The following is a 24,723-nucleotide window of genomic DNA, read 5'->3' as shown; positions in this document are numbered from 1 at the left end:
CATGCTCCCACAGATTCAATCGGCTTCAGCCAAACAACCAATAACCCAAGGCCGTCAGCACGATCACCGCCAGTACTGGCCGGGCAATGCGGTAGCCCTTGGGGTAGGCGCGCTTGAACTTCTTGACCTTGCCGGCGAACTTGTCGCTGAAAGTCTTGCTCCAGGCGTAGGCCTGGTTGATGCCACCCACGCGTTCATCATCGGTATTCTGCGGTGCGGTGGCGCGGCCCAGAAAGGCACTGACACTGCGGTTGATGCGCCGCATGAAGGGGTTGCTCAACGGCCGCTCGATGTCGCAAAACAGGATCACGCGGGTGAAGTCGGTCTCGTTCTTGACCCAGTGCACGTAGGTCTCGTCGAACATCACGTCCTGCCCATCGCGCCAAGCGTACTCCTGCCCGTCGACAAAAATGCGGCAGGCGTCGGAGTTGGGCGTCGACAGGCCCAAGTGGTAGCGCAAGGAGCCGGCAAACGGGTCGCGGTGCGGGTTCAGATGGCTGCCGCCGGGCAGCAGCGCGAACATCGCGCCCTTGACGTTGGGGATGCTGTTCACCAGCTCCACGGTCTTGGGGCACAGCAGGTTGGCCGACGGCAGGGATTTGTCGTACCACTTGAGGTAAAAACGCTTCCAACCCTTTTTGAAGAACGAACCAAAGCCGGCGTCGTTGTTCTTTTCCGCGGCACGAATGTAGCCCTCATCGAACAGATGCATGGCTTCTTCGCGGATGGTTTCCCAGTTGTTTTTCAACAGGTCCAGTTCCGGGAACTTGCTGCGGTCCAGGTAGGGTTTGGACGGCACCGCCGAAAACAGGTACATCAACGCGTTGTACGGCGCGAACAGGGCGGAGTGGTTGACGAACTGGCGCAACACCGGCAGGCGCGCCCTGCCACGCAGGTGCACATACAAAGTGCTGCCGATGAACAACAGCAGCACGGCCGCCTTGAGGGCGAATGAAAGGGTCATGCAACAACTCCTGGTATAGGCAGTGCGCCATGATAAACCCTGGAGGGGCTGCTAGCACCTGCTTGAGGGCGACTTTCATTGAGGCAAGTCAACAGTGGCCCTCAAGGCATGGCGTTACTGCTGGGTTTCAGCCTCGGTAAACAAATCACTGAACAGCATGCTCGACAGATACCGCTCACCCGAGTCCGGCAAAATCACCACGATGGTCTTGCCCTGCATCTCAGGCTTCTCGGCCAGACGAACGGCGGCGGCCATCGCCGCGCCGCAGGAAATACCGCACAAGATGCCCTCTTCCTGCATCAAGCGCAGGGCCATGGCCTTGGCTTCTTCATCACTTACCAACTCAACCCGGTCCACCAGCGACAGGTCGAGATTTTTCGGGATGAAGCCCGCGCCAATGCCTTGGATCTTGTGTGGGCTGGGCTTGATCTCTTCCCCGGCCAGGGCCTGGGTGATGATGGGCGAGCCGATGGGCTCGACCGCCACCGAAATGATGGACTTCTTTTGCACCTGCTTGATATAGCGCGAGATACCCGTGAGGGTGCCGCCCGTGCCCACGCCGGCCACCAGCACGTCGACTGCGCCGTCGGTGTCGTTCCAGATTTCCGGGCCGGTGGTTTTCTCGTGGATCGCAGGGTTGGCCGGGTTCTCGAACTGCTGCGGCATGAAATAGGTGGCCGGGTCGCTGGCCAGTATCTGGGCAGCTTTCTCGATCGCGCCCTTCATGCCCTTGGCAGGCTCGGTGAGCACCAGTTCAGCGCCCAGGGCCTTGAGCACCTTGCGCCGCTCGATGCTCATCGAAGCCGGCATGGTCAGCATCAACTTATAGCCACGGGCGGCGGCCACGAAGGCCAGGCCAATGCCGGTGTTGCCCGAGGTGGGTTCGATAATGGTCATGCCCGGCTTGAGCTTACCGCTGCTTTCGGCGTCCCAGATCATGTTCGCGCCAATCCGGCATTTTACCGAATACCCCGGGTTGCGGCCTTCGATCTTGGCCAGCACGGTCACGCCACGCGGCGCAATGCGATTGATCTGCACCAACGGTGTGTTACCGATGGAGTGGGCGTTGTCGGCAAAAATACGGCTCATGGCAGAAGATCCTTAGGCATCAGCGTCAAACTTCAAGGGTAAGCCTGGGCAGCAAGCGAGTCCAGTCATGGCGAACGGATGCCGCCGCCAGCAGTCCATCACTTTATAAGGCTATGGACATCCAATCATGAAACGACGTTACAGCTGGCCCCTCGGCGTAGTGGTCGCGATCATCGTGCTGCTGGTGGCAGTGCACATCGCCCTGCCGTATCTGGTGCGCGATTACCTGAACGGCAAGTTGGCCGACATGGGCGATTATAGCGGCCATATCGCCGACGTTGACCTAGCGCTATGGCGCGGCGCCTACAAAATCAATGGCCTGGAAATCAACAAGGTCGACGGCAAGGTGCCGGTGCCGCTGCTCAAGGCACCCGTGATCGATATCGCCGTGAGCTGGCACGCCCTTTGGTACGACCACGCGGTGGTGGGCGAAATGGAACTCCTTCGACCGGAGCTTAACTTCGTCGATGGCGGGGTCAACAAGCAGGCTTCGCAGACCGGTGCCGGTACGGACTGGCGGGCGCAACTGAACAAGATCCTGCCCTTTACCCTCAACGAAGCACGGGTGGTGGACGGCAAGATCAGTTTCCGCAACTTCAGCTCAAAACCGCCGGTCAACCTCTCGGCGAACCAGGTCAATGCCAGCCTGTACAACCTGACCAACGTCGAAAACAAGGCCGGCAAACGCGATGCCCGCTTCGAAGGCCACGCCCAACTCTTCGGCCAGGCGCCGTTGGACGTGACGGCGACCTTCGACCCCTTCAGCAACTTCGAAGACTTCCAATTCCGCTTGCGCAGCACGGGCATCGAATTGCGCAAGCTCAACGACTTTTCCAGCGCCTATGGCAAGTTCGACTTCAACGCCGGCAGCGGCGACATCGTGATCGAGGCCGATGCCAACAATGCCAAGCTGACCGGCTACATCAAGCCGCTGCTGCACGATGTCGAGGTGTTCAATTGGCAACAAGACGTTGAAAACAAGGACAAGAGCATCTTGCGTTCAATCTGGGAAGCGGTGGTAGGCGGCACCGAAACCGTGCTGAAAAACCAACACAAGAACCAGTTCGCCACCCGCGTGGAATTGAACGGCAACGTACATCAGCAAAACATCAGCGGGTTGCAGGCGTTCTGGCAGATCCTGCGCAATGGCTTTGTCCAAGCCTTCAATGCCCGCTACGAACAAGCCCCGCCCCAGTAGGAGCGGATTGATCCGCGAAAATCGCGCCGCAGGTTGCCTGACACACGCAAGCGGCCTTCTTCGCGGATAAATCCGCACCTACAGATGTTGACGATCTGCACATTCAGCGACTGAATAATGCCGCTGCGTTCACATTTGACCAATCGGCACGTTATAGTCGCGTAATAACAAACGCTACAGAACACAGGTGAACAGCAATGAAGTTTGAAGGCACCCAGGCGTACGTCGCCACAGACGACCTGAAACTGGCGGTCAATGCGGCCATCACCCTGGAACGGCCATTGCTGGTCAAGGGCGAGCCCGGCACCGGCAAGACCATGCTGGCCGAACAACTGGCCGAATCCTTCGGTGCGCGCCTGATCACCTGGCACATCAAGTCCACCACCAAGGCCCACCAGGGCCTGTACGAGTATGACGCGGTCAGCCGCCTGCGCGACTCGCAACTGGGCGTGGACAAGGTGCATGACGTACGCAACTACCTGAAAAAGGGCAAGCTGTGGGAAGCGTTTGAGTCCGAGGAGCGGGTGATTCTGCTGATCGACGAGATCGACAAGGCCGACATCGAATTCCCCAACGACCTGCTGCAAGAACTCGACAAGATGGAGTTCTACGTTTACGAGACTGACGAGACGATCAAGGCCAAGCAGCGCCCGATCATCATCATCACCTCCAACAATGAAAAAGAACTGCCGGACGCCTTTTTGCGCCGCTGCTTCTTCCACTACATCGCCTTCCCCGACCGCACCACCCTGCAAAAGATCGTTGACGTGCACTACCCCAATATCAAGAAAGAGCTGGTCAGCGAAGCGTTGGACGTGTTCTTCGATGTACGCAAGGTGCCGGGCCTGAAGAAAAAACCGTCCACCTCCGAACTGGTCGACTGGCTGAAACTGTTGATGGCCGACAACATCGGTGAAGCGGTGTTGCGCGAGCGCGATCCCACCAAGGCCATCCCGCCCCTGGCAGGCGCTTTGGTCAAGAACGAGCAGGACGTGCAATTGCTCGAACGCCTGGCGTTCATGAGCCGTCGCGGCAACCGTTGATCATCTGGGGCAATTGCCATGCTGCTCAACCTGTTCAATGAAATGCGCGCGGCCAAGGTGCCAGTGTCGGTGCGCGAGCTACTGGACCTGATCAACGCCTTGCAAAAGCGCGTGACCTTTGCCGACATGGACGAGTTTTATTACTTGTCCCGGGCGATCCTGGTGAAGGACGAACGCCATTTCGACAAGTTCGACCGCGCGTTCGGCGCCTACTTCAATGGCCTGGAAAAACTCGACGACCACCTGCAGGCGCTGATCCCCGAAGAGTGGTTGCGCAAGGAATTCGAGCGCTCGCTGAGTGACGAAGAACGCGCGCAAATCCAAAGCCTGGGCGGCCTGGACAAGCTGATCGAAGAGTTCAAGAAACGCCTGGAAGAACAAAAGGAGCGCCACGCCGGCGGCAACAAGTGGATCGGCACCGGGGGCACCAGCCCGTTCGGCTCCGGGGGCTTCAACCCCGAAGGCGTGCGCGTGGGCGACGCCGGCAAGCGCCAGGGCAAGGCCGTGAAGGTGTGGGACCAGCGCGAGTACAAAAACCTCGATGACCAGGTGGAACTGGGCACGCGCAACATCAAGGTGGCCCTGCGCCGCTTGCGCAAGTTCGCCCGCCAGGGCGCTGCCGAAGAGCTGGACATCGACGGCACCATCGACCACACCGCACGGGACGCGGGCCTCTTGAACATCCAGATGCGCCCCGAACGTCGCAACAGCGTGAAGCTGTTGCTGCTGTTCGACATCGGCGGTTCGATGGACGCCCACGTGAAGATTTGCGAAGAGCTGTTCTCGGCCTGCAAGACCGAATTCAAGCACCTGGAGTATTTCTACTTCCACAACTTCGTGTATGAGTCGGTGTGGAAAAACAACATGCGCCGCACCTCGGAACGCACCTCGACCCAGGATTTGCTGCACAAGTATGGCCCGGACTACAAAGTGATCTTCGTCGGCGATGCCGCCATGGCGCCTTATGAAATCACCCAGCCGGGTGGCAGCGTCGAGCACTGGAACGAGGAAGCCGGGTATGTTTGGATGCAGCGGTTCATGCAGAAGTACAAGAAGCTGATCTGGATAAATCCTTACCCCAAGGACACCTGGGGGTATACCGCGTCGACCAATATCGTCCGCGAGTTGCTCGAGGACCAGATGTACCCGTTGACGTTGCGGGGGCTGGAGGAAGGAATGCGGTTCTTGTCCAAGTAGGTAGATCGGACTAGCTTTTTCACGGATGAAACCGCTCTTGCAGGAGCGGTTTCATCGGCGAACAAACCAGCGCATCACTTCCAGATACTCCACCACCGCCCTTTCCTGCACCACCGCTTTCAACCGCACCGCGCTCCCCGGCAAACACTGCGCCAAGCGCCCCTGCGCCAACGGCGTCAATGCGCCCAACCGGGGATACCCGCCGATGGTCTGCCGGTCATTGAGCAACACGATCGGCTGGCCGTCCGGTGGCACCTGCACGGCGCCCAGCGGGATGCCTTCGGAAATCATCGGCGGGCCTTGGTATTCCAGAGCCGGCCCTTGCAAGCGCTGGCCCATGCGATCGCCACGGCTGTCCAGGGTGAAGGCTTGGTTGAAGGCGGCGAACAGGCTGAGCCCCGAGAACAACCCGATCTGTGCACCCACCACCAGGTCCAGTACCGCAGGGGCGGTGAAATCCGCGATGGCATGGGGCGGCATGCCGCGCGCCTCGATGACATCCCCCTGATACGCTAGGGTGTCGCCCTTGACCAGCGCCCTACCCTGCCCATCGACCCCGCCGAAACCTTCGCGCACCACGGTTGCGCAACTGCCCAAGACCCTGGGCGCGGCAAAGCCGTGGGGCGCCGCCAGGTAGGCCCGTGCGCCCGACAGCGGTTGGCGAAAGCTCAGGCGTTGGCCGCGGCGCAGGACGAAGTTGCGCCAAGGCTTGAGCGGCGCTTCATCGATTCGCGCATCCAAATCCGCGCCTGCCAGCGCCAAGTGGCAATCTTGCTGGGCCACCAGCGTCAAGCCGCCCAGGGTGATTTCGACCACTGCCGCCCCCCATGGGTTGCCCAGCAACCAATTGGCCCAGGCCATGGACACGCTGTCCAACGCGCCCCCTTGGGTCACGCCCAAGTGGCGCACGCCAAAGCGCCCGGCGTCCTGCAACAGGCACAGCGGCGTGCTGGCTTCGACGAGCAGGCTCATGCCACGCCCTCCATCGGCGCGGTATCACCGCCCAGGCCGACAAAGGTGTCACGATCGACGGCGACAAAGCGCACCCGATCCCCCGGCTGCATCAAGCTGTAGCCATCGCGATCGCGGTCGAACAAGCGGCTCGGGGTACGCCCGATCAGGTTCCAGCCGCCTGGCGAAACCGCCGGGTACGCCGCCGTCTGGCGCTCAGCGATACCCACGCTGCCCGCCGCGACGCGTTTGCGCGGGGTATTGAGGCGCGGCGCGGCGATCTGCTCATCCACCAGGCCCATGAAGGCAAAGCCCGGCGCAAAGCCCAGGGCAAATACCTGATAATCACGGGCCGTGTGCAAGCGGATCACCTGCTCGATATCATCGGCAAAGCGCTTGCCCAGCAAAGCCAATTCCGGGCCGACGCTTGGGTGGTACCACACCGGTATTTCATGCAGGTGGCCGCAAGCGCCAGTGTCTGGCTGAAGATCGTGCAAGGCCTGGGCGATACGCTCACGCGCAGCCTTTGGCGTTAACTGAAACAGATCAAACTGCACCATCAAGGTGGTGTAGGACGGCACCAGCTCGATCAACTGCGCACCAAACGCGGCCCGCAGGCGCGTGCCGGCCGCCAGCAGCCACGGCATGTTGGCCTCGTCGATGTTGTCGAACAGCCGCACCATCAGGCTGTCGAGGGCCACCACCTCGATGCGCAGGTTCATCGGCTTGGCTGGCCGAGCGCCTCGCGAATGCGCTGCACGGCGGCAATGGAACTGACGTTGTCGCCGTGCACGCACAGGGTCTGGGCGACCAGCTTGAGGTCGCTGCCATCGCTGGCCACCAGGCTGTCGCCGCGCGATAGGCGCAAGGCCTGATCGATGATTTTTTCAGGGTCGTGGTGCACCGCGCCCGGCACGTTGCGCGACACAAGGTGCCCGGCCGCATCGTAGGCGCGGTCGGCAAAAGCTTCGAACCACAACGTCAGGCCAAACTCGTCGCCGATGGCCTGGGCCTGACTGTTGTCGCGGGTTGCCATCAGCATCAAGGGCAGTGCGCGGTCATAGGCGGCCACGGCCCGCACCACCGCGCGCAACTTGGCCGGCGTGGCCATCATGTCGTTGTACAACGCGCCGTGGGGTTTGACGTAGCGTACGCGGCTGCCTTGGGCGCGGCACACGCCGTCCAGGGCGCCGACCTGGTAATGCAGCAGGTCTTCGATTTCTTGCTCGGAACAGGCCATGGAGCGCCGGCCGAAACCCACCAGGTCCTGGTAGGCCGGGTGCGCGCCGATCATCACGTCGTGTTGCAGGGCCAGGCCCACGGTTTTGCGCATGGTGCCCGGGTCGCCGGCATGGAAGCCGCACGCGATGTTGGCGCAGTCGATGAAGGGCATCACCTCGGCATCCAGGCCCATGGTCCAGCTGCCAAAGCTTTCGCCGATGTCACAGTTCAATAACAAAGGTTTCACGGGCAACTCCTGTGGGTTCAACGCCAGGTTTCGGGAACCTCGCCTTTGTGCCGGCGGCGACCGTACAACGTCCACACCGGCAACATCAGCAGGCTTTCCAGGACAAACGCCAGCACCAGCGCACCCAGCACACCCCAGATAATGGCTTCGGGAGCCAACAACACCTGCCAAGTGTAGGCGTTGAGCGTTTCCTGGCGCAGCGCCGGGTCGGCTTCGGCGAACACGTGCCAGGCGCGTTGGTACCACGTGCCCTGCATCACCTGCCACTCATGGTCGAGCAATTGGCTACGGCCCAGCAAGGTGCCGATGCTTTGCGCGTCGCTCTGGAACACCGGGTCGTCACTGGCGCGGTAATGGGCCACCAGCGCGTTCAGGTCGCCATTGAAGAATTGCCTGGCGGTGTCGTCAAAGCCTTTGAGGCTCTGGCGCGACTCGATCATGTGCGCTTCCACCCGCTGGCTGTAGTCGTTGATCAGCCCCGGCACTTGCACGCCAAACAGCAGACCGAAGGCAAACAGCACCAGGCGCAGGTAGCTTCGCAGCATTGATGTTTTCCTTGTCAGGCCTGGCCGTGCTGGATGCACTCGCCACGGCGCCACAGGCCCCACTGGCCAGGCGTGTAGCAGTTCCAGGTTTCGTTTTCGGTGAGCGGCTCGGTGGCGATCACCGTGACCACGTCGTTGGGAGTGGTTTCGGCCTGGAAATCGACAATCACGTCGACGTCCTTCAACCGCGCCGGGCCAAAGGGCGCGCGCCGGGTGATGTGCGCCAACTTGCTGGAACAAAAACAGAACAGCCAGTCGCCGTCGCTGAGCAGGCAGTTGAACACGCCCTTGCTGCGAAACTCGGCACTGGCCTGAACCAGGATCGGCAACAACTGCTCGATCTCCACGGGCTCCGGGAAGGCTTCGCGCACACGGTTGAGCAGGTCGCAGAACGCCGCTTCGCTGTCGGTGTCACCCACCGGGCGGTAGAACGTGGCGCGCGGGTTGAAGTCGGCCAGTTGGCCGTTATGGGCAAAACACCAGTTGCGGCCCCACAGCTCGCGTACGAAGGGGTGGGTGTTGGACAGGCAGACCTTGCCCACGTTGGCCTGGCGAATATGCCCGATCACCACTTCGCTCTTGATCGGGTAGCGCTGCACCAGTTGCGCCACTTCTGACTCGCTGCTGGCGGCCGGGTCCTGGAACAAGCGCAGGCCGCGGCCTTCGTAGAAGGCGATGCCCCAGCCGTCACGATGCGGGCCGGTCTTGCCGCCGCGCTGCATCAGCCCGGTAAAGCTGAACACAATGTCGGTCGGCACATTGGCGCTCATGCCCATCAATTCACACATGCGTCACCCTACAGGCGTGGCTCTACGCGCAGGCGGCTGCCTGGGCTGGGTGGCGTCGGCGGGTTGCGCCCGTAACGGTCGTTGCCACTGGCCGAGAACGGCTCGTCCGGGGTGCGCGGCGCATCGGCAGCGGCCTTGGCGGCAGCAGCTTCCTGGGCCAGGCGTTCATCGCGGCGGGCATTGGCGCTACGCTCGAACGGCCAGCGGATCAGCGCGTAGAGCACGTACAGGCCCAGGGCGATCATGCCGTACATGGCCAGGTCCGACATGGCGCGCCAGCCATTGCTAAGGTTCTTGAACAAAACGTCCAGGGCGGTGATGGCCACCGCCGGGGCGAATTTTTCTTTCACCGGGTCGACGATGGTCGGGGTAAACAGCAGCACCGCCATCAACAAACGCAGCGGCTGACGCAGCCAGCGCCACATCCAGCGGGTCATGCGCATCCACACCAGCAGGCAGCCGATGGCGGCGATGGCGTAAATACCCCAGGCGAGGAAATAGTCGTTCTCGGTCATGGTGTCCGTGGCAAGGCAGGCGAATAGGCGCTTATGATAACGACTTTTCGCCGCGCAGGCGCCCCCAACGTCAGGCAAGCCCTGCCAATGGGGCACTCGCCGCAGAATTTCATCTTCACAAGTGAGCCCAGCATGCCTTTATCAGCCAACGCACCGATTGCCCGCAAGGCCGCAGGCAGCGACCCTTACGCCTGGCTGCAGGCGCGCGACACGCCTGAGGTCCTGGATTACCTGAAGGCCGAAAACGCATACCAGGAGGCGCAACTGGCCGACCAGGAGGCGCTGCGCGAACAGCTGTTCCAAGAGATCAAGGGGCGCATCCGCGAGACCGACCTGTCCCTGGCCTCGCCGTGGGGCCCCTACCTGTACTACACCCGCACCACCGCCGGCGATGAATACGCCCGCCATTACCGCTGCCCGCGCCCGGCCGACGATTCTCCGACGGTCGACGAAAGCCAGGAAGAACTGCTGCTGGACCCCAACGCACTGGCCGCCGGCGGCTTCCTGTCGTTGGGCGCCTTCAACATCAGCCCCGACCACCAGCGCCTGGCCTACAGCCTGGACACCAACGGCGAAGAGATCTACCGCCTGTACGTCAAAGAGTTGGCCAGCGGCGTGATCACCGAGCTGCCATTCGACGACTGCGACGGCAGCATGACCTGGGCCAACGACAGCCAGACGCTGTTTTTCGGCGAACTGGACGATACCCACCGCCCACACAAGCTGTACCGCCACCGCCTGGGCAGCAGCGAAGCCAGCCTGGTGTTCGAAGAAACCGACGGGCGCTTCTTCCTGCACTGCTACCGCTCAAGCTCCGAGCGCCAATTGGTGCTGCTGCTCAACAGCAAGACCACCAGTGAGGCCTGGGTGCTGGACGCCGAGCACCCCCAGGGTGATTTCGCCTGCCTGGCGCCACGGCTGGAAGACCACGAGTACTACCCCGACCACGGCCAGTTGAACGGCGTGTGGACCTGGTTTATCCGCAGCAACCAGGCCGGCATCAACTTCGCCCTGTGGCAAACCCCGGACCACGGCCAGGTGCCGACCCGCGACACGTGGCAGCCGCTGATCGGCCACAGCGACACGGTGATGCTCGAAGGCGTGACCCTGAACGCCCAGGCCTTCAGCCTGAGCCTGCGCGAAGGTGGCCTGCCGATCATCCAAGTGCACCCCCAGGGCCTGGCCAGCTACCGCGTGCAACTGCCGGATGCGGCCTACAGCCTGCACATCCAGGACAGCCTGGAATTTGCCAGCCCGCGCATCCGCCTGCGCTACGAAGCCCTGAACCGCCCGGCCCAGGTCCGCCAATTGGAACTGGCCGATGGCGCGCAGAAGGTATTGAAGGAAACCCCGGTGCTGGGCCCGTTCAATGCCGATGACTACGTCAGCCAGCGCCTGTGGGCCACAGCGGGCGACGGCACCCAAGTGCCGATCAGCCTGGTGGTGCGACGCGACCGCGCAGGCCAGCCAACGCCACTTTACCTGTACGGCTATGGTGCCTACGGTGAAAGCCTGGACCCGTGGTTTTCCCACGCCCGCCTGAGCCTGCTGGAACGCGGCGTGGCTTTCGCCATCGCCCATGTACGCGGCGGCGGTGAACTGGGCGAAGCCTGGTACCGCGCCGGCAAACAGGAGCACAAGGGCAACACCTTCAACGACTTTATTGCCTGCGCCGAACATTTGATCGCGCAAGGGCTGACCACTGCCGAACAATTGGCAATCAGTGGCGGCAGCGCCGGCGGCCTGCTGATTGGCGCGGTGTTGAACCAACGTCCGGAACTGTTCAAGGCGGCGATTGCCGAAGTACCGTTCGTCGATGTACTTAACACCATGCTCGACCCGGAACTGCCCCTCACCGTCACGGAATACGACGAGTGGGGCAACCCCGGGGAGCCAGACGTTTATGATCGCATCAAGGCCTACGCACCTTACGAAAACGTGTCGGCCCAGGCCTACCCAGCGCTGCTGGTGGTGGCCGGCTACAACGACAGCCGCGTGCAGTATTGGGAAGCCGCCAAATGGGTGGCCAAGCTGCGCGATACCAAGACCGATGGCAACCTGTTGCTGCTCAAGACCGAACTGGGCGCAGGCCACGGTGGCATGAGCGGGCGGTACCAGGGGCTGCGGGACGTGGCGTTGGAGTATGGGTTCGTGTTCAAGGTGTTGGGGTTGGTGTAAAAACATCGCAAGAACGCCACGGCCGGCCCTCTGCCCTCCGGCAGAGGGCCGGGGTGAGGGCAAAGGCCCCCAACCGTATTCAGCCAATAAAAAGACAGTAAAACGCCATGCCAGACACCTCTCACCTGAACACCGAAATCCGCGACATGCTCATGGACTGCGGCCTGTTCAACCAACTGCAACCCGGCGATTTCGCCGCGGCTGCCGGTTATTTCGCCATCAGCACGCCGTCCAAGGGCGAAGCGATTTTCAGCGAGGGCGATGCCGGCACCTTCATGTGCATCATCCACTACGGCTCGGTGACGGTGCAGAAGACTGGCAACGACAACCGCCAGATCGACATCGCCACCTTGCGCAAGGGCCGGGCGTTCGGTGAGATGGCGGTGCTCGACGGCGAGCGGCGCTCGGCCAGTTGCGTGGCTGCCAGCGACTGCACGTTGCTGAACCTGGGCAAGGATTCCTTGGACAAGATGCTCAACGAAGCGCCGAAAGTCGCCGCCCGGATCATCCGCGCCCTGGCGGTGTCGATGTCCAAGCGCCTGCGCATGGCCGACGGCCAACTGCTCACCCAACAGGTCTAGCCACCCGGTGGCTTGACCTTTTGCGCATCTTTTTGCAGCCCCGGCAGGTCGTCGTCACGCGGTGGTGCCGGCACCTTGATCGGCGGCAACAGGGGTGAGTTGTTATCGATGCCGCCAGCCGTTGGCACGGTGCTGGTGGTGACCTGCGGGTAAGGCGTGGGGGTGGGCGTGCCGGGCAGACCGCTCGAGGCGCCCGGCGTGTTGCTTTGCACCTCGGCGGCCATCGCGGCCGTAATCGAGAGCCCAAGCGCTGCAATCACCGATACAATAACTGACTTCATCAATGGCTCCGCTGCCAGACCAACCTTGTCTATTCAATCTACTCCCAACCGGACAAAGTTGCCTTCCTCGTGACGCCCTCCCCTATGAGAACCCCATGAAACGTTTCGTACTGCTCGACACCACGCCCATCCCCGACAACGGTGGCGCCCTGTGCCTGTTCGAGTACGGCGAGGATTTTGTCATCAAGATCCAGGGCGGTGACGGCGGCCAGTTGATGAATACCCGCATGCACGGTTCCGAAGACGCCCTGGCAGAAATACCCTGCCGCAAGGTGGCCGGCCGGCCAGGCTCACGCGTGCTGATCGGTGGCCTGGGCATGGGGTTCACCCTGGCCGCAGCGCTGAAGAACCTGGGCAAGACCGCCGAAGTGGTGGTCGCCGAACTGGTGCCCGGCGTGGTGGAATGGAACCGCGGCCCCCTGGGTGAAAAAGCCGGCCGCCCCCTGGACGACCCGCGCACCACCGTGCGCATGGAAGACGTGGCCAAGGTGCTGCAGGCAGAGCCCGCAGGCTTTGACGCGATCATGCTGGACGTCGACAACGGCCCTGAAGGCCTGACCCAAAAAGCCAACAGCTGGTTGTATTCCTCACAAGGCCTGAGCGCCTGCGCCCGCGCCTTGCGCCCCAAGGGCGTGTTGGCCGTGTGGTCGGCCAGCGCCGACCGGCAGTTTTCCGACAAGCTGCGCAGGGCCGGTTTCAAGGCCGAGGAAGTGCAGGTGTTCGCCCACGGCAACAAGGGCACGCGGCACACCATCTGGATCTGTGAAAAACTCAAAGCCCAGTAAAAACACTGCCCCCTGTAGGAGCGGATTCATCCGCGAAGGCGGCGCCGCGGTTTGCCTGGGTGATCTGGGTGGATGTTTCGCGGATAAATCCGCTCCTACAAACGATCGCATTCCTTCTGCAGGAGTGGATTTATCCGCGAAAAGGACACTGCAGTGTGTCAGGCGGCTGCTTCGCGGATGAATCCTACGGGGGGCCGCTGCTCATGCAGGGCGGTGTTAGAATGAAGCCTTACCGTGACTATTCCTTGAGGTGAACCGTGAGTTCGTCCACGCCCCATACCGCCAAACTCGACCGCATCCTTGCCGACGCCCAACGCGACCGCGAGATGGGGTACCGCGACAAGGCCCTGAAGATGTACCCGCATGTGTGCGGCCGCTGTGCCCGTGAGTTTGCCGGCAAGCGCCTGAGCGAGCTCACCGTGCACCACCGCGACCACAACCACGACAACAACCCCCAGGACGGCTCCAACTGGGAGCTGCTGTGCCTGTACTGCCACGACAACGAGCACTCGCGCTACACCGACCAGCAGTATTACGCCGAAGGCTCCACGGCCAGCCCGACCATCGCCAAGGCCACCCACAACCCCTTCGCGGCTTTGGCCGGCATGTTGAAAAAGGACTGATCCTGCGTGGCAAACAAGCGTTACAGCTGCATTGGCCTGTTCAACCCCAAATCCCCGGAAAACGTCGGCTCGGTCATGCGAGCCGCCGGCTGCTACGGCGTGAACTCGGTGTTCTACACCGGCAAGCGCTATGAGCGCGCACGGGATTTTGTCACCGACACCAAGCGCATCCACTACGACATCCCGCTGATCGGCATCGACGACCTGCAAAAGATCATCCCGCTGGGGTGCACGCCGGTGGCCGTCGAGCTGGTGGATGGCGCCCGGCCGTTGCCCGAGTACACCCACCCGGACCGTGCCATCTATATCTTCGGCCCAGAAGACGGCAGCCTCGACCAAAGCGTGCGCGACTGGTGCGAAGACACCATCTACATCCCCACCACCGGCTGCATGAACCTGGCGGCCACGGTGAACGTGGTGCTATACGACCGCATGGCCAAGGGCTTGAACACCCGCTCGGGGCCCAAATTCAAGTAAGCCGATGGAACGCGCCGGCCACTTTGGCAGTCTGCTGACTATCACTGCCCACTGGAGAAGATCATGAGCAACAACCAGCACCTGGAAGTCTTCGACACCATCCCGCGCCAAACCCATTCGGTTGAGCAGAACGTACATGGCTGGGAACGCGCCGGCTCCCTGGCCACCGGCGTGGTCATGGTGGGCAAGGGCCTGCGCCGTGGCGGCTTGTTCGGCCTGGTGCAAATCGCCATTGGCGGCGTGGCCCTGGCCCGTGGCATCACCGGGCACAGCTCGGCCAAGGCCTTACTTGAAAAAAGCCGCCGCGAGATGGATGGCATCCGGTCCAAGATCGAACGCGCAGGCGATGAGTTGAGCGCCCTTAAGGCCAGTGCCGAGGCGGCGACGAAGTCGGCCACGGTCACCGGGAATGATTCATTGAAATCGCCCAAGGCCTGAGGCGACGTTGTGCCGAGGGCGGCCCCTCTTCGCCCTCAACCGGCGCGGAAGATCAGGTAGTCCTCCCAGGCATCTTCATCCACATCCCGTTCGCTGACCATGCGCCCTGACCGCGAAATGTGCTGCTTGTGCACTTGCTCGCGGTCGCCGCTCACCAAGTGGTGCCACAGCGGCAAGTCCTTGCCCTCGCTGACCAGGCGGTAACCGCAGGTGGGCGGTAGCCACTTGAACTCGTCGGCTTGCCCTGGCGTCAGCTGGATGCAGTCCGGCACCTGGGCCTTGCGTTCGGGGTAGTTGCTGCACTGGCAGGTCTTCAGGTCCAGCAATTTGCAAGCGATGCTGGTGTAATAGACGCTGTTGTCTTCTTCGTCTTCCAGTTTTTGCAAACAGCATAGGCCACAACCGTCGCACAACGATTCCCACTCGACGCTATCGAGCTGCTCGAGGGTCTTGCGCTTCCAGAAGGGATCGACGTTTGCGGCCATGGTGCGGATGTCCTGTTTCGGTATGACGTTTCAGCTTGAGGTCTATACGCTGAAAAGGCCGCCAGTCTAGTGCTGCGGGGCCTTGAGGAAAAGCCCGGGCGACTATTGGTGCGGCTTTACTTGTCAGCAGCGCGGCGGCGCAGTAGTTTCCACCTTTCCCTCAACGCATCAGGAAGCTTGCATGAGTGCCAATTCCCGCATTGCCGAGCGCGGTATTCACCCGCAATTCATCAACCGCTGGTCGCCACGCGCTTTCAGCGGCGAGAGCATTCCCCAAGAAACCCTGCTGAGCTTCTTCGAAGCCGCGCGCTGGGCACCGTCGGCGTACAACTCGCAACCGTGGCGCTTTTTATACGCTCGCCGCGACACGCCGAACTGGGAACGCTACCTGGGCCTGCTGAACGAATTCAACCGCAGCTGGGCACAGCACGCGGCAGCGTTGGTGATCGTTATCTCCAAAACCACCTTTACCGCACCAGGCGCCACTGAAGAAACCCCGGCGCTGTGGCACACCTTCGACACCGGTTCTGCCTGGGGCCACCTGGCGCTGCAAGCCAGCCTGAGCGGCTGGCACACCCACGGCATGGCCGGTTTCGACCAGGAGCTGACCCGCAAGGAGCTGAACATTCCAGAAGGTTACGCCCTGCATGCGGCCGTGGCCATTGGCAAGCTGGGTGACAAGGCGACCCTGGCCGACTACCTGCAGGCCCGCGAAACGCCAAGCCCGCGCAAACCGCTGGAAGAACTGGCGGCCGAAGGCGACTTCAGCCTGTAAGGCTTGTGTAGGAGCGGATTTATCCGCTCCTACCGCTTCAATACCCGCGGTTGAAGTCGACTTCGCCGCGCAGCGGGCTTTTCGAGGTGTAGGCCTTCAGGTTCTCGGCAAACAACCTCACCATCGCCTGCGGCGACGTCGGCGCCGAGCTGTGCCCGGTCAGCAGCAAGCCCCAGGCCGTCCAGAACGGATGGCGCTGTGGCAATGGCTCCTGACGGCACACATCGATCACCGCACCCGCCAAGTGCCCCAGCTTGAGCGCGTCTACCAGGTCTGCATCGACCACCGCCACGCCACGCCCGGCGTTGATGAACAACGCATCGGGATTGAAGCGCGCGAACATCGGCGCATCGTACAGGTCGTGGGTGGCCGGGGTATCGGGCAGCAGGTTGATCACGTAGTCCACCTCACCCACCAAGCGGCCCAATGCGTCAAGCCCGGCCACTTCGATGAACGGTGCTTGCTCGCGCGGGGTGCTGGCGATGCCATACAGCTTCACGCCGAACGGCAGCAGAAAGTCGGCGACGCTCTGGCCGATGTCACCGGTGCCGACGATCAGCACCCGGCGCCCTTCCAGGCTGCGGCCCGGGCGGCTGTCCCACTTGCGCTCGACCTGGCTGACCAGCCGCGCCAACACTTCGCGCTCGTGGCCCAGCATGTAGGTCAGCGCGTATTCGGCCATCACCTGGCCGAATACGCCCACGGCACGGGTCAAACGGTAGTCGCGGCGCAGCCCGTCGGCCAGCAGCGGGGTAATCCCCGCCCAGGTCGACTGCAGCCACTGAGGCTGATGGCCCTGACGCAGCAAGGTGGCCAGCAGGTCGGGCTGGCCGAGCCATACCGGGCAGTCTGCGGCCAAGGCCGACAGCTGGGCTGAATCACCGCTGGTCAGGACGTCTAGGTCGGGGGCGGCCTCGCGCAGCAAGTGTGCGTAGAGGGCGTGATCCTGTTCAGCGATCAAAACGCGCATGTCAGTCATTATTCCAAAATCACATCGGGTCGTTGCGGCGCAGCAGCTCTTCGGGCAAGTGCTCGATGTACTCGTCTTCGGCCGGCGGCATTTGCAGGTGGTAGCCCTGGGTATTCAGGTGCTCCAGCACTAACGTGATGTCCTCGCGGGCCAGGGTGCGCTCCGGGGTCAGTACCAGGTCGAATGCGTGCTGTGGCTTGCCAAACACCGTCAGCAGCCCTTCGGGCACGCGCTCCAGCGCATCGCTCTTGAGCACGTAGAGGTACATCTCGTTCTTTTTCGAGCTGCGGTAGATGGAGCAAATGTGTTTCATGGCTGTTCTCCAGCGCTGGCCAGGCAGTCGAGCAGGGCCTGGCCCATGCGCTCACGGCGCCAGCCGCGCAGCGACTCGGGCAATTGATAGGGGCCATCGGGGTAACCGCTTTTGAGCAGGGCCTCGAGGGTTTTCTTGCGCAGCATCACTTCCGGGGCAATCCCCAGGCGCTCGCCTTCGGCCTGGCCGATGGCCCGCAGTTGCTTGAGCACCGCCGCCGCTTCGATCGGCAGGGGCTCGGGCACGGCTGGCGGCCACTGGTCTGGGCCCACGCTGCCGGCTTGCTTGATCAACTTGAGCAAAAAGTCGCCGTCCTGGCGCACGGTGCGCGGGTGCATGTCCTCGATCTTGGCCAGGGCTTGCAGGTTATCCGGCTGGGTCTTGGCCAGGGGCCACAGGGCGTGCTCGCGCACGATGCGGTTGCGCGGCAGGTCACGGGCACGGGCTTCGTGCTCGCGCCAGGCGCACAGCTCGCGTAGCACCGCCAGTTGGGCGCGGCTCAGCTTCCAGGCCAGTTTGGCGTCGCGATACAACTCGTAGGGGTCGACCTCGCGACGCAGTTGGGCCACCAGCTCGGCGCCGTCTTCCAGCACCCAGGCGAATTTTTCGTCGGACAGTTGCGGGCGCAGTTTCTCGAACACCTCGGCCAGGTGCACGGCGTCTTCGGCCGCGTAGCTGATTTGGGTCTCGGACAACGGCCGCTGCAACCAGTCGGAACGGGTTTCACCTTTGGGCAGCTCGATGTTCAACACCGCTTGCACCAGGCGCGAGTAGCCCATGGAAAAGCCGAGGTTGAGGTACGCTGCCGCCAACTGGGTGTCGAACAACGGCGCCGGCAGGCTGCCGGTCAGGCGCAGCAACACTTCCAGGTCTTCGCTGCAGGCGTGCACCACCTTGATCAGCGTGGGGTTTTCCAGAAGCTCTGCCAGTGGTTGCCACTGCTTGATGGTCAGTGGGTCGATCAGCCACGCGCGCGTGCCGTCACCTACCTGCACCAGGCCTGCGATTGGGTAAAAGGTGTCGACCCGCATGAATTCGGTATCGATGGCGACGTAGGGCAAGGACTGCCACTCGGCACATTGCCGGGCGAGGCTTTCGTCGTCGCGAATCCAGTGAATTTCGATGGGCACAAGGCTCTCCCCTGAAGAATGGCGCGCAGTATATATCGACCCCGACATTTACTGGGCATTCACTCGACAAGAGCCTTGGCAAATTGACCAGTGCGGCCGGGTCAGTTGGGTTTGCGCAGTACGTAGGTGCGCCACATGGCGTAGCCGGGTATCAAGTCATGATAGGTGACGATCTCGAAGCCGGCGTCGTGGAACTCACGCTCTATCTGCTCCTTGCCGACCACGAAGCGGTTATGCCGCCGCACCGCCTGCCCCGCCGCCAATCGACGCTGTTCCAAGCGTTTTCGCCGCCAGGATTTGAAATTACCGTCCACCCAAAGTGAAATGATCACGGTGTCACGGCTGACGCGGTGGAACTCACGCAGGATGTTGCGCCGCTGCTCGTAGCTTTCGACGTGGTGAAACAGGCGCATGCAAAATATGCAGTCCACCGCGCTGCTGTTCAGGCTGATGGAGAAAACCGAGGCCTGGAACGTGGTAATGCGCTTGAGCACCTCAGGCGCGCAGAGGGTTTCGGCTACCTGGATGACCTCCGGGCTGTCGTCCGCCGCCAGAATCACCCGGTTGCCATGCTCGGCCAGCACCGGCCAGAAGCGCCCGGCCCGGCAGGGCAAATCCAGCACCAGGCCCGGCTCCCCGGCCGAGTTCAGCGAATAACGCGCCAACTGCTCTTCACGCCAGTGCGACAGCTTGCGGGCCAGGCCCGAACGGCTTTTTTGCAGATACCGCTGTGCCTGCTGCCCAGGGTGGCGCTCGGGCAGTTTGACTTCATCCGGCGAAGACGGAGGCGTGGACATGAGCTGCAAAATACTCGCGGTGGAATGGGTGCCCGGGAATAGTAATTGTGAAGGAGTTAAAGGCAGGTCAACCGAATGTAAAAAAAATGTTATTCGGCCTTCATTTACTTACTCGGCACCCGGCCCGTTGCAGGCCGGATACCGGTGGGCTCAACCGTCGATGCGCGCCTTGGCGTAAGACTCACGGTCAATATCAAGGATCTCAACGCACAACTGAATGTTCAAACCTGCCGGCCACGGCGCCGCCTCGGTCAGCACGGTCAACAGGCTTTCGGACACCAGCTTCTTGACCTCTGGCGAGCGCCCGCTCAGCAAGGCCAGCTTGATGTGCGCGAAGCCCCGATTACCCGGCGCCGTGCCAACCCTAAAAGCCTGGGCCTTGACCGCACGGCTTTTAATGTCTGACTCGTTGGCGAACTGCCCGGTGGCCACCAGCGCATGGTTAAGGCGCAGCAGTAGGGTGTCGACTTCCAGGGCTGGCAGGTTTTCCGAGTATTCCAAGTGCAGATGCGGCATGGCGGTAACGGTCCTATGTCAGGGTATGGGCTTGCAGTAAAACAATCATACACATCCGAGGGAACAATCCGACGGTCTTGGGGGGTCCAAAAACTGAATCGGGACTACTCTCACAGTCTCATGGCCCCAATTGACAACACGGAGAAGGTGACCAGATGCCGGTAAAACATGACCTGCTCGCAGACTTGAATCTTACCCAGCAAGCACTCGACCAACTCAGTAAAAAGGATGACAGGCTCAGCGTCCTGTTAGAGGCCTATTACACCATAGACCGCGAAGTGCTAAAGGCCGAGGCGGCCGCCATGAACGATGACCCACTGAAAAAACTCAAGGAACGGCGCCTGCTGGCCAAGGACAAAATCGTCCAGCAAATAGACCACCCGAACACACGCGGGGCGGCGGCGCAGTCCTGAAACGCAAAAGCCCGCGATCGATGGATCGCGGGCTTTTCAATGGCTTTAAAGACCCTGTTGCTATCGTGGGAGCAACGCTTGCTTGCGAGAAGCGCTAAGCACCAATGGTGATCCTAACGACAAGATCGCCGACCAGTCGCCTCACATCGCCGTACGGAAAATCTCTTCGATCTCCCCCTGATTCGCCGGCCGCGGGTTAGCGCGCTCGCTGAAAAAACGCGTCGCACTGACAAAACGGAAATGCCTGACAGACAACGCTCGACAACCTAAGCATTCTTGGCAAACCATAAGCAACTTGCGCACACTTTGTGCCATGAAAGCGGGAGTGATTTACTACCGCATTTTGGGTGAAGGGCTGTTTTGGATGTTCACCCTTTACAGTAAGGATGAGCTAGTGACGCTCAGCCCCGCCCAGCAGCAGATTTTGAAACAAGCCATAACCCAAGAATTGAATCGTCGAGGCATTTAATGAAAAAGCGCGACCTTTTCTCCGAGATGATGCAAGGCGTCGCCGAAATGGCCGCTCAGCGTGAGGGCAAAATCACACTGCGCCAGCACACCATCGAGGACAAGCCAGCACCTGAAATTTCAGCCCAGGAAATCGTAGCACTGCGAGATAAACTTCATATGTCACAAAGTGTTTTCGCCCGCCGAATCCGAACGAGCACCAGTACGCTGCGTAATTGGGAACAAGAAAAATCAAAGCCAAATGCCCAAGCTGCCTTGCTGATTAAACTGGTTGAGCAGTATCCCGACATGGTCGAGCGGCTCGGCACTGTCTGACCCCCTTTACGCAAAAAAAAGGGCACGCTCTACGTGCCCATTCCATCTAGTCAAATCTGATCACATCGCCGTACGGAAAATCTCCTCGATCTCCCCCTGATTTGCCGGCCGCGGGTTGGTAAAGCCGCACGCATCCTTCATCGCATTCGCTGCCAGCGTCGGAATGTCGTCGGCCTTTGCACCCAGTTCGGCCAGACCGCCCGGAATACCGATATCCGACGACAGCTTGCGGATCGCCGCAATCGCCGCTGCCGCGCCCTGTGCGTCATCCAAGCCTTGGGTATACACGCCCATGGCCGTGGCCACATCTTTGAGGCGCGCCGGGCAGGTGCTGGCGTTGAAGCTTTCCACATGGGGCAGCAACACCGCGTTGCACACGCCGTGGGGCAGGTCATAGAAGCCGCCCAACTGATGCGCCATGGCATGCACATAACCGAGGGAGGCGTTATTGAACGCCATGCCCGCCAGGAACTGCGCATAGGCCATGTTTTCCCGCGCCGGCATGTCGCCGCCATTGGCCACGGCGGTGCGCAGGTTGGCAGAGATCAGCTCCACCGCCTTCAGCGCACAGGCGTCGGTGATGGGCGTGGCCGCGGTGGACACATAGGCTTCGATGGCATGGGTCAACGCGTCCATGCCGGTGGCGGCGGTCAGGCCTTTGGGCATCGCCGCCATCAGCGACGGGTCGTTGACCGACAGCAGCGGCGTCACGTTACGGTCCACGATCGCCATTTTCACGTGGCGGGTTTCGTCGGTGATGATGCAGAACCGGGTCATCTCGCTGGCGGTACCGGCGGTGGTGTTGATCGCGATCAGCGGCATTTGCGGCTTGGCGGACTGGTCCACGCCTTCGTATTCGCTGATATGCCCACCGTTGGCGGCACACAGGGCAATACCCTTGGCACAGTCATGGGGCGAACCACCGCCCAGGGAAATAATGAAATCAGCGCGGCTGAGCTTCAGCTGCTCCAAGCCCTTCTCGACGTTGCTGACGGTAGGGTTAGGCTTGGCCCCGTCGAACACCGTGGCATTGATGTCCTGGGCGGCCAGCAGTTTCACCACCTTGTCCGCCACCCCAGCCTTGGCCAGGCCCGCGTCGGTGACGATCATTGCATTGCGAAAACCGTACTTGCGGATGGCGTCCATGGCTTCGTCGAGACTGCCAATGCCCATCATGTTCACGGAGGGAATGAAGAACGTGCTGCTCATGGTTGATCCTCTTTTATTGTGATTGGCCCCGATGGGCCGAGGTTGCACTCATCAAGTGGGGTCAATCGTAGGAGCAACGCGGGGGGAGCTAAATGATGCTTTGGGTACTGGGGGGCGGTTCTTTGGTAGTAGAGGGGCTACCGGACAGTGATTTGAACATCAAAGATATGCTCGATGATCTGGCGAGGCCCTTGGTTCAGGCTCCAGGTAAAAATGACCAATACGCCCAACAACAGCACAAACGCGGCAGAACCCACCACGCTCTGACCAACGCCCAGCCAAAAGCGAGGCTTGAGCTTTGCAACCTCTTGCCTGGACTTCTCGGCGTAGTAATCAGAAACCTCCTTTGCTTCCTCAACAATGGCGTCGTCGGTAAAGGTCCTGATGAGTGATAGGGCTCGGGCTTGATACGTTTCGATTTGAGTAGGGCTATTGCTCAGGCTATGAAACGACTCGAGTTCTGACGCCAATGGCTCTCTACCCTGCTTCTGTCGAATTGAGGTGAGGTACTCAATTTTCTGCTTCTTATAAACCGAGTAAGCAATGATGCCGAGTACGTCTTCGTCGTACTGCACGAGCTTTTGGAAAATAAAATTGTATCCCTTCGATTCAGCAGTCCCTTCTTCCATGAAGTCAGATGCCTCGCTCTTTCAACAAAGCTTTTTTAAAACACTCCCGGACCCTTTCCGCAGAAAGCTCTTTCCATGAAATCACTATCTGCAGCTCCCGGGGCAGTGCATTACGGCCAGAAGAATGACCGTCACGCATACGTTTGGCTGCTCGCTCGATAACTTCTCGACTGATCAAGGATTTTTTCTCCATGTGCGCTTTCTCCATGTTGCCCTCAGGGGCGTACTGATCGAGGATTATTGTAATCCAGCGCACCGCGCCTGGCCCCTGACAAACGGAGGGAAAGGTTTACAGCAGGTTTCCTGCCCTGCCCCCCAGCAGGTGAACCATGACAACGGTGGCGACAGATGCTACCCGCACCTGCTGACCACCCTAAACAACCTCATGGCAAGAGGCGTTCAGAATTTTCAGCCTCGGGAACAAAGCACCGTCTCTCTAGCCTGCCCGCTCCAATCACTCAAAACACTCAGTGGCGCCCTGCAACTCGCCCAATCGCTCTAGCCGAGCAAGGTGCTAAGCCATTGCCAAAATCGAAGTCCAAGGCGCGCTGGACATTCAAAATCGCGGCATCTTGCCGGGTCAAGTCGCTGGCAAAGGTTGCGGGACCCATGTGGTATTCCTCACGAGCCCTCGCCACGCAACGCGCTGTGGAGGCTGCTGCGCTTATCAGCGCATCGTCGTTCATGAAAAACACCTTCGCCTTCACATTGAATCCATCAACCGCCGACGTCGAACCGCTACCGCCTCCTCCAGCGTGCGGTTAGCGCAGTCGATTAGCAGGTAGGCGAGATGCGTCAGCCCGTCCTCTTCTTCGGAAAATTGGCTTTGCGGAGCAAAATCCAAAGCGTCACGCCCCGCTGAACTGAGGCCGCTCCACTCATTCAGTAAATGGCTTTGCAGGGCCCGAATGGCCTCCTCCCTTGAAGAAAGGTCGGCAAATGAGAAGCCGGAAGACGCCGGCTTTCTATCAAACGATTTTGGAGATGTGCGGAAGAGCTGTACGACCGTCTGCTGCCTCAGAAACCGGGAAGGTCTATTTTTGTCCATCATCCGAAAATCCTTTTCAGTAACTGATTGATATGGGCGCTGCCCAAAAGCGGGAAAGCGCTCGCGTTTTGATCAACGCAGGCCCACTATAAATCAAAAACCCATTTTGGGATAATCCTAAATTAGGTTTATTCAGACTGTCGACCTCTAATCGGCAGTCCTCATGAAGACCATCCACAAGGCTCGTTACCAGTCACTTTTGAAGCTTTTGACCGATGCCAGGAAGGAAGCAGGCCTTACGCAAAGCGAGCTCTCGGCAAAGCTGATGCGGCCGCAATCGTACGTCTCGAAGGTCGAGAATGCGGAGCGCAGGTTGGATGTGATTGAGTTTCTGGAGTTGTGCGAGGCCTTGGGAAGAGCTCCCAATACCCTGATCGAGCAGATTCAGCTGTGATCGTGGTGCTTTTACCCTTTTTAGCACGAGGCTCAGGACTGAACGGCCTGGCCAAATATTGTCTGTACCACACACGTCTATAACCTACGCTCAAATCTGCGTGATACCTTTAGGCCATCATTTGTAATCAATAACAACAA

The 24,723-nt window shown here is 60.9% G+C and carries 32 protein-coding genes; 13 read left to right on the top strand and 19 right to left on the bottom strand.

Features of this window, described 5'->3' with window-relative positions; all coding sequences use genetic code 11:
* Window positions 1-25: 25 nt before the first annotated feature.
* Both L9B60_RS17850 and cysK read right to left on the bottom strand, forming a co-directional pair.
* A complete protein-coding gene (locus L9B60_RS17850) occupies window positions 26-964 on the bottom strand; it encodes an aspartyl/asparaginyl beta-hydroxylase domain-containing protein (RefSeq protein ID WP_249672074.1) in 939 nt (312 codons plus the stop codon).
* 114 nt (window positions 965-1,078) lie between these two features.
* Entirely contained in the window at window positions 1,079-2,053 is a 975-nt protein-coding gene (gene cysK / locus L9B60_RS17845) for a cysteine synthase A (protein WP_249672073.1), read from the bottom strand.
* Window positions 2,054-2,180: 127 nt separating this feature from the next.
* Here cysK and L9B60_RS17840 point away from each other — a divergent pair, with 127 nt between their 5' ends.
* From L9B60_RS17840 to L9B60_RS17830, 3 genes are all read left to right on the top strand, one after another.
* Window positions 2,181-3,251 carry a DUF748 domain-containing protein gene (locus tag L9B60_RS17840; RefSeq protein WP_249672072.1) on the top strand — a complete coding sequence of 357 codons (1,071 nt, stop codon included), beginning with the start codon at window positions 2,181-2,183 and terminating at the stop codon, window positions 3,249-3,251.
* A 197-nt stretch (window positions 3,252-3,448) separates the two neighbouring features.
* Complete coding sequence (locus L9B60_RS17835) at window positions 3,449-4,294, top strand: AAA family ATPase (protein WP_249672071.1); 846 nt, start codon at window positions 3,449-3,451, stop codon at window positions 4,292-4,294.
* A gap of 18 nt (window positions 4,295-4,312) precedes the next feature.
* Window positions 4,313-5,491 carry a vWA domain-containing protein gene (locus L9B60_RS17830; RefSeq protein ID WP_249672070.1) on the top strand — a complete coding sequence of 393 codons (1,179 nt, stop codon included), beginning with the start codon at window positions 4,313-4,315 and terminating at the stop codon, window positions 5,489-5,491.
* 51 nt (window positions 5,492-5,542) lie between these two features.
* Here the strand turns inward: L9B60_RS17830 and L9B60_RS17825 are convergent, their stop codons facing one another.
* Genes L9B60_RS17825 through L9B60_RS17800 form a run of 6 tightly spaced genes read right to left on the bottom strand, consistent with a single transcriptional unit; the run spans window position 5,543 to window position 9,758 of the window.
* On the bottom strand, window positions 5,543-6,463 hold the full coding sequence (locus L9B60_RS17825) for a 5-oxoprolinase subunit C family protein (RefSeq protein WP_249672069.1): 921 nt from the start codon (window positions 6,461-6,463) through the stop codon (window positions 5,543-5,545).
* On the bottom strand, window positions 6,460-7,164 hold the full coding sequence (gene pxpB / locus L9B60_RS17820) for a 5-oxoprolinase subunit PxpB (RefSeq protein ID WP_249672068.1): 705 nt from the start codon (window positions 7,162-7,164) through the stop codon (window positions 6,460-6,462). Before pxpB ends, L9B60_RS17825 begins: the two co-directional genes overlap by 4 nt.
* Window positions 7,161-7,910 carry a 5-oxoprolinase subunit PxpA gene (locus L9B60_RS17815; protein ID WP_249672067.1) on the bottom strand — a complete coding sequence of 250 codons (750 nt, stop codon included), beginning with the start codon at window positions 7,908-7,910 and terminating at the stop codon, window positions 7,161-7,163. Before L9B60_RS17815 ends, pxpB begins: the two co-directional genes overlap by 4 nt.
* 17 nt (window positions 7,911-7,927) lie before the next feature.
* Entirely contained in the window at window positions 7,928-8,455 is a 528-nt protein-coding gene (locus L9B60_RS17810; RefSeq protein WP_249672066.1) for a DUF2937 family protein, read from the bottom strand.
* 14 nt (window positions 8,456-8,469) lie between these two features.
* The gene (locus L9B60_RS17805) at window positions 8,470-9,243 is read right to left on the bottom strand and encodes a class II glutamine amidotransferase (protein ID WP_249672065.1); all 774 of its coding nucleotides are present in this window, start codon (window positions 9,241-9,243) and stop codon (window positions 8,470-8,472) included.
* A gap of 8 nt (window positions 9,244-9,251) precedes the next feature.
* A complete protein-coding gene (locus tag L9B60_RS17800; protein WP_249672064.1) occupies window positions 9,252-9,758 on the bottom strand; it encodes an MFS transporter in 507 nt (168 codons plus the stop codon).
* A gap of 132 nt (window positions 9,759-9,890) precedes the next feature.
* Between L9B60_RS17800 and L9B60_RS17795 the strand changes: the two genes are divergently transcribed.
* Entirely contained in the window at window positions 9,891-11,936 is a 2,046-nt protein-coding gene (locus L9B60_RS17795) for a S9 family peptidase (protein WP_249672063.1), read from the top strand.
* Between the two features lie 107 nt (window positions 11,937-12,043).
* On the top strand, window positions 12,044-12,517 hold the full coding sequence (locus L9B60_RS17790) for a cyclic nucleotide-binding domain-containing protein (RefSeq protein WP_249672062.1): 474 nt from the start codon (window positions 12,044-12,046) through the stop codon (window positions 12,515-12,517).
* Here the strand turns inward: L9B60_RS17790 and L9B60_RS17785 are convergent.
* Window positions 12,514-12,798, bottom strand: a complete 285-nt coding sequence (locus L9B60_RS17785) for a hypothetical protein (RefSeq protein ID WP_249672061.1) — start codon at window positions 12,796-12,798, stop codon at window positions 12,514-12,516. The genes L9B60_RS17790 and L9B60_RS17785 overlap by 4 nt on opposite strands.
* A gap of 95 nt (window positions 12,799-12,893) precedes the next feature.
* Here L9B60_RS17785 and L9B60_RS17780 point away from each other — a divergent pair, with 95 nt between their 5' ends.
* The 4 genes from L9B60_RS17780 (at window position 12,894) to L9B60_RS17765 (ending at window position 15,121) form a co-directional block, all read left to right on the top strand.
* Window positions 12,894-13,583, top strand: a complete 690-nt coding sequence (locus L9B60_RS17780; RefSeq protein WP_249672060.1) for a spermidine synthase — start codon at window positions 12,894-12,896, stop codon at window positions 13,581-13,583.
* A 257-nt stretch (window positions 13,584-13,840) separates the two neighbouring features.
* Entirely contained in the window at window positions 13,841-14,206 is a 366-nt protein-coding gene (locus L9B60_RS17775; protein ID WP_249672059.1) for a YajD family HNH nuclease, read from the top strand.
* A gap of 6 nt (window positions 14,207-14,212) precedes the next feature.
* Complete coding sequence (locus L9B60_RS17770; RefSeq protein ID WP_249672058.1) at window positions 14,213-14,683, top strand: RNA methyltransferase; 471 nt, start codon at window positions 14,213-14,215, stop codon at window positions 14,681-14,683.
* Between the two features lie 63 nt (window positions 14,684-14,746).
* Entirely contained in the window at window positions 14,747-15,121 is a 375-nt protein-coding gene (locus L9B60_RS17765; RefSeq protein WP_249672057.1) for a YgaP family membrane protein, read from the top strand.
* 35 nt (window positions 15,122-15,156) lie between these two features.
* Here L9B60_RS17765 and L9B60_RS17760 read toward each other — a convergent pair whose 3' ends face one another.
* Window positions 15,157-15,606, bottom strand: coding sequence for a YcgN family cysteine cluster protein (locus tag L9B60_RS17760; RefSeq protein ID WP_249672056.1), 450 nt, complete (start codon window positions 15,604-15,606; stop codon window positions 15,157-15,159).
* A gap of 181 nt (window positions 15,607-15,787) precedes the next feature.
* Between L9B60_RS17760 and L9B60_RS17755 the strand changes: the two genes are divergently transcribed.
* On the top strand, window positions 15,788-16,381 hold the full coding sequence (locus L9B60_RS17755) for a nitroreductase family protein (protein ID WP_249672055.1): 594 nt from the start codon (window positions 15,788-15,790) through the stop codon (window positions 16,379-16,381).
* A 37-nt stretch (window positions 16,382-16,418) separates the two neighbouring features.
* Here L9B60_RS17755 and L9B60_RS17750 read toward each other — a convergent pair whose 3' ends face one another.
* From L9B60_RS17750 to L9B60_RS17730, 5 genes are all read right to left on the bottom strand, one after another.
* Entirely contained in the window at window positions 16,419-17,351 is a 933-nt protein-coding gene (locus L9B60_RS17750; protein ID WP_249672054.1) for a D-2-hydroxyacid dehydrogenase, read from the bottom strand.
* A gap of 19 nt (window positions 17,352-17,370) precedes the next feature.
* Window positions 17,371-17,664, bottom strand: coding sequence for a YcgL domain-containing protein (locus tag L9B60_RS17745; protein ID WP_249672053.1), 294 nt, complete (start codon window positions 17,662-17,664; stop codon window positions 17,371-17,373).
* Window positions 17,661-18,794: a ribonuclease D gene (gene rnd, locus L9B60_RS17740; protein WP_249672052.1), complete on the bottom strand. Its 1,134-nt coding sequence runs from the start codon at window positions 18,792-18,794 to the stop codon at window positions 17,661-17,663. Before rnd ends, L9B60_RS17745 begins: the two co-directional genes overlap by 4 nt.
* Window positions 18,795-18,895: 101 nt before the next feature.
* Window positions 18,896-19,591 (bottom strand): class I SAM-dependent methyltransferase, encoded by a 696-nt coding sequence (locus tag L9B60_RS17735; RefSeq protein WP_249672051.1) that lies wholly within the window; start codon window positions 19,589-19,591, stop codon window positions 18,896-18,898.
* A 150-nt stretch (window positions 19,592-19,741) separates the two neighbouring features.
* Window positions 19,742-20,107 (bottom strand): 5-carboxymethyl-2-hydroxymuconate Delta-isomerase, encoded by a 366-nt coding sequence (locus L9B60_RS17730; RefSeq protein WP_249672050.1) that lies wholly within the window; start codon window positions 20,105-20,107, stop codon window positions 19,742-19,744.
* Window positions 20,108-20,262: 155 nt separating this feature from the next.
* Between L9B60_RS17730 and L9B60_RS17725 the strand changes: the two genes are divergently transcribed.
* Entirely contained in the window at window positions 20,263-20,520 is a 258-nt protein-coding gene (locus L9B60_RS17725) for a hypothetical protein (protein WP_249672049.1), read from the top strand.
* 468 nt (window positions 20,521-20,988) lie between these two features.
* Window positions 20,989-21,303: a helix-turn-helix domain-containing protein gene (locus L9B60_RS17720; protein WP_249672048.1), complete on the top strand. Its 315-nt coding sequence runs from the start codon at window positions 20,989-20,991 to the stop codon at window positions 21,301-21,303.
* A gap of 60 nt (window positions 21,304-21,363) precedes the next feature.
* Here the strand turns inward: L9B60_RS17720 and yiaY are convergent, their stop codons facing one another.
* From yiaY to L9B60_RS17700, 4 genes are all read right to left on the bottom strand, one after another.
* Window positions 21,364-22,512: an L-threonine dehydrogenase gene (gene yiaY, locus L9B60_RS17715; RefSeq protein ID WP_249672047.1), complete on the bottom strand. Its 1,149-nt coding sequence runs from the start codon at window positions 22,510-22,512 to the stop codon at window positions 21,364-21,366.
* 137 nt (window positions 22,513-22,649) lie between these two features.
* Window positions 22,650-23,141 carry a hypothetical protein gene (locus tag L9B60_RS17710; RefSeq protein ID WP_249672046.1) on the bottom strand — a complete coding sequence of 164 codons (492 nt, stop codon included), beginning with the start codon at window positions 23,139-23,141 and terminating at the stop codon, window positions 22,650-22,652.
* Window positions 23,142-23,145: 4 nt separating this feature from the next.
* Window positions 23,146-23,334, bottom strand: a complete 189-nt coding sequence (locus L9B60_RS17705) for a hypothetical protein (protein ID WP_249672045.1) — start codon at window positions 23,332-23,334, stop codon at window positions 23,146-23,148.
* 510 nt (window positions 23,335-23,844) lie between these two features.
* Entirely contained in the window at window positions 23,845-24,192 is a 348-nt protein-coding gene (locus L9B60_RS17700) for a hypothetical protein (protein WP_249672044.1), read from the bottom strand.
* A 160-nt stretch (window positions 24,193-24,352) separates the two neighbouring features.
* Here L9B60_RS17700 and L9B60_RS17695 point away from each other — a divergent pair, with 160 nt between their 5' ends.
* Window positions 24,353-24,583 carry a helix-turn-helix domain-containing protein gene (locus tag L9B60_RS17695; RefSeq protein WP_249672043.1) on the top strand — a complete coding sequence of 77 codons (231 nt, stop codon included), beginning with the start codon at window positions 24,353-24,355 and terminating at the stop codon, window positions 24,581-24,583.
* Window positions 24,584-24,723: the final 140 nt, after the last annotated feature.

The organism is Pseudomonas abieticivorans (genome assembly GCF_023509015.1).
GTDB lineage: Bacteria > Pseudomonadota > Gammaproteobacteria > Pseudomonadales > Pseudomonadaceae > Aquipseudomonas > Aquipseudomonas abieticivorans.
Note: the sequence above shows the minus strand (reverse complement) of the source record. Positions and strands in the feature narration are given on the sequence as shown.